The organism is Bacillus sp. JJ1127, from assembly GCF_036965845.1.
Classification (GTDB): Bacteria; Bacillota; Bacilli; order Bacillales; family Bacillaceae_G; genus Bacillus_A.
In genome coordinates, this window is the sequence record NZ_JBALQK010000391.1 from 1 (window position 1) to 3,450 (window position 3,450).

A 3,450-nucleotide genomic window follows, 5' to 3' on the forward strand; every position below is an offset into this window, starting at 1 on the left:
CGGACTTTTTGAACTTCCTTATCATTCACATTCATATCGGTAGATTTCTTTGCCATACCCTCGATCAATCAATAAGATTTCGTTCGGATATAACGTCTTATGCTCACTTCCAACCTCTTCCTCTGTTAGAAACATACCGTCAATAATCATACCGATCACTTGCGATTCCTTTGCTACAAATATAGATTTTGATCCTTTTTTCGCTATAAATGTTACAGATTGCACCGTCTTTCGTTCTGCACGAAATGGAATACCAAAATAATGTTTCCACCATTTGTTTCTTAAGAGTTCTGGTTCAGATTGGTAAAGCCAATCTTTCGCCACCTCTTGATCCCATTCGTAATACAGCATTGCTTTTCGATGAAATCTTGGCCGAACAATCCACCCTAAAATAAGAATTCCCACTAATAGAAGTAGTAAAGTTACTGGAATTACAAATTTAAAAATTAGCGCATAACGTTCCCAAAATGGTGCGTTTTGAATATGAAGCGAAATCGTTGCCTTTACTTCTTGTAACTTTGAATCGTTTATACTGATGGTAGCTTCTATGGTGCCGGTATCTGTAAAATTAAATGTGTCGGAGTAGTAAGGACGAGGATAAACATAAATTTGGTTACCATGTTGCTGTAATTCATAGTTGATCGATTGATGAGATGTGACACCAGTAGATTGCAGCAGTCTCTTTACCTCTGCTTCTTTCATCGGTTCACCATTCAATAGTGGCTGCAGGACAAACGGTTTACTATTGTCTAAATTCGTCACCTTTTCTTCATAGTTTTTTGTGATGGTTTGTAAAGATAACTGTAATTTGGGTAACGATTCAATTCGGAATTCTTTTGTTTGCCTATAAAATCCTTTTATATTCATATGAACTTTTCCACGTACTGGTTGTTTTCCAACTTGTGTTTCGTAGTAGAATACGTTTCTTTTATCATCCCATTTCATCGGATACAACTTTCCACCTAATTCTATTTCTGCTTGAAAATAGGAAGATTGAATTGGTAATTCAGTAGGTTTCGCTTCAATAATCGCAGTCGTTCCCTCGTACATTTTCTCAATATTTTTTTTACTTTTGTCTTCTTTATCATAAATAGAAACGTTATAATCAAGTACTGGTTCAACAAGTACTTTTAATCCTTCTTTTCCAATATCTCTATCCAATTCTATCGTATACGTCCCAGGCTTAATTATCTCCTCGTTTACAGCGCTAATATGTGTAATACCACCATATAAATTAGACTCTCCTGGTGCATGAATAGAAAAAGAAGATTGTAACGCTAATGGTTTAGAAAGTTGTTCTATTCGATATTGCGATGCAGTAGAAGATTGTTGTACGAGCGTCATTCGTTTTAACGGAAATGGTGTGGTAATCTCTACTTTGTTACCTGCTATATTCGTTTTCACAATAGATTCAACAGAAGAAAATGGATCTCGATTCGCAACCAAGGCTGCAGCTTGATTTACACTTTGAATGACTCCATCCTCTCCACTCGATGGCATGACGATCCCATTTATTTCTTGCTTCCAAATTTCTTTAAACGTATTCATCTGTAGCTGCTCTTGCTGTCCTAAATTTCCCTCCATTGTTATTAAAACTGGATGCAATGATATTTTTTTCGCTTCCATTTCTTTTTTAAATTGTTCTAATTTCTGCGTAATTTGTTCTTTTCCACCATTCTTTTCTTTTTCTAATTCGTTAAATGCCCCGTCAGTTAATACAATAAGCCAAAATTCACGTTTTCCATTTATGTCCGCTTCCTTTTTAATAGATTGCATTGCTGTTTCCACAGCGCTAAACGGCGTATTTAAATAGGTCTTCCACGCCCCGATTTGATTGATTTCTGTTTGCCTTTTTTCATTTGTTAGCGCAATATTTAGCGCCTCTGTTGGACGACTCATTGGAACATATGAAAATTTATCTTTTTCATCTAATAAGGCAACTAAACTTTGCAAAGCATAATTGGCATACTTCCAGCGATCGTTATTTCTCATGCTGCCTGAATCATCATATACAAGTGAAACGACCCTTTCTTTTGCCCCCTCTCCTTTTGCAAAAGTAAAAAAAGGATTTAAACACAATAATAGAAACAAAATGAATGTGGCACAGATTCGAATCTTCATGATGAGGCTTCGCCACCTTTGTAGACAAATTCCTATGTTTAAATTTATGAAAAGAAACAAGATATATGACTTGTATTTTCGGACAAATGAATACTCCCCCACTTAGCAAAGCTTGAAGTGGGGGTTTCTAACGTTTCGACCTAACGGACGATTAACGTCAGTGGAGTTAACACATTAGCGAGTTGTTTCACGCCTAACCCCTCTATCCCGTTTGTCCATGCATTCGGGACTACTTTTCGTAAAATATTAGCCGCAGCGTTTACATCTGCATTGATTCCGATTCCTTTTGCAGAACGGTACATACCACGCTTCATTCGTTTCCCTGAAAAAGTTGCATTTTGGTCATTTGTTCCATACGTTGGAATGAAGTCATAATCTAGAAAACTTGCTTTTGATGTGTAAGATTCCTCGGTTACAACAACTTGAATACCTACCGCACTCGCTTTGTATGTAATCATTTGAATCAATAAACTGTGCGGGATATGACAAAATATTTGGTTATTTTTCTTTCCCATATTCGTTTCTTGTTTCCAACTTTTATTTTGACCAATAACGATTTTGCAAACTTCCTCTTCTTGAGCTAGTTTTACAATATGATGACTAGCTTTATGGAAGATGTCCTTTATTTTTAGGTAACGCTTTTGGTGAAGTTTTTCTATTCTTTTAGAAGTAAAAGATCCTTCCTTTGTTTGTTTACCTTTCCTGAGAACACTTGTAAAATGGCTCTTCATTTTATTGTAATATTGATTTATACTTTTGATATGTTTGCCCTTAACAAGTACAGGCTTCATACCTGTGTTTGTTACGATGGTTGCAAGATTATCAATACCTAAATCAATACTCATATAACGCCCATTCTCTTCAACCGATTGTTGTTCTGAAGGAACATCTACCACCAATTCCACTACATACTCATTGTATTTTGGAATGACACGAACTTGCTTCAATTTACCTTCAGTAAACCCTAATTTTCCAATGTTTAATTGCAATTTTGTCTTTGGAAACTTTAAAAACTTATCATTTTTAATGACACAATCTTGATTTGTATACAGAATCTCTTTTTCAGAAGAACAAATATATTTTGGAATTCTAGGTCTTCCAGTATATTTATTTGGATTCTTTTTATGATCTTTTAAACTAGCAAAAAAAGACTTCCAATTTTGGAATACATTTTTCATGATTGATTGACTAGATTGCGTAGGCAAAGTACGATAATCATTCTGAATCATCACTTTAAATAATGCATCCAGAAAATTATAATCTACATAAGGTTTTTCTGTAGTTGGTGCTGAAAACAAATTACATTTCACTTCTTTTTGTTTTTCTTTT

General features: G+C 34.9%; 2 protein-coding genes. Both read right to left on the reverse strand.

Annotated elements, in window-relative coordinates; all coding sequences use genetic code 11:
* Positions 1 to 21: 21 nt before the first annotated feature.
* On the reverse strand, positions 22 to 2,121 hold the full coding sequence (locus V7183_RS24935; RefSeq protein ID WP_335361210.1) for a vWA domain-containing protein: 2,100 nt from the start codon (positions 2,119 to 2,121) through the stop codon (positions 22 to 24).
* A gap of 140 nt (positions 2,122 to 2,261) precedes the next feature.
* The coding region (locus V7183_RS24940) for an RNA-guided endonuclease InsQ/TnpB family protein (RefSeq protein ID WP_335361211.1) at positions 2,262 to 3,450 on the reverse strand (1,189 nt) is incomplete at its 5' end.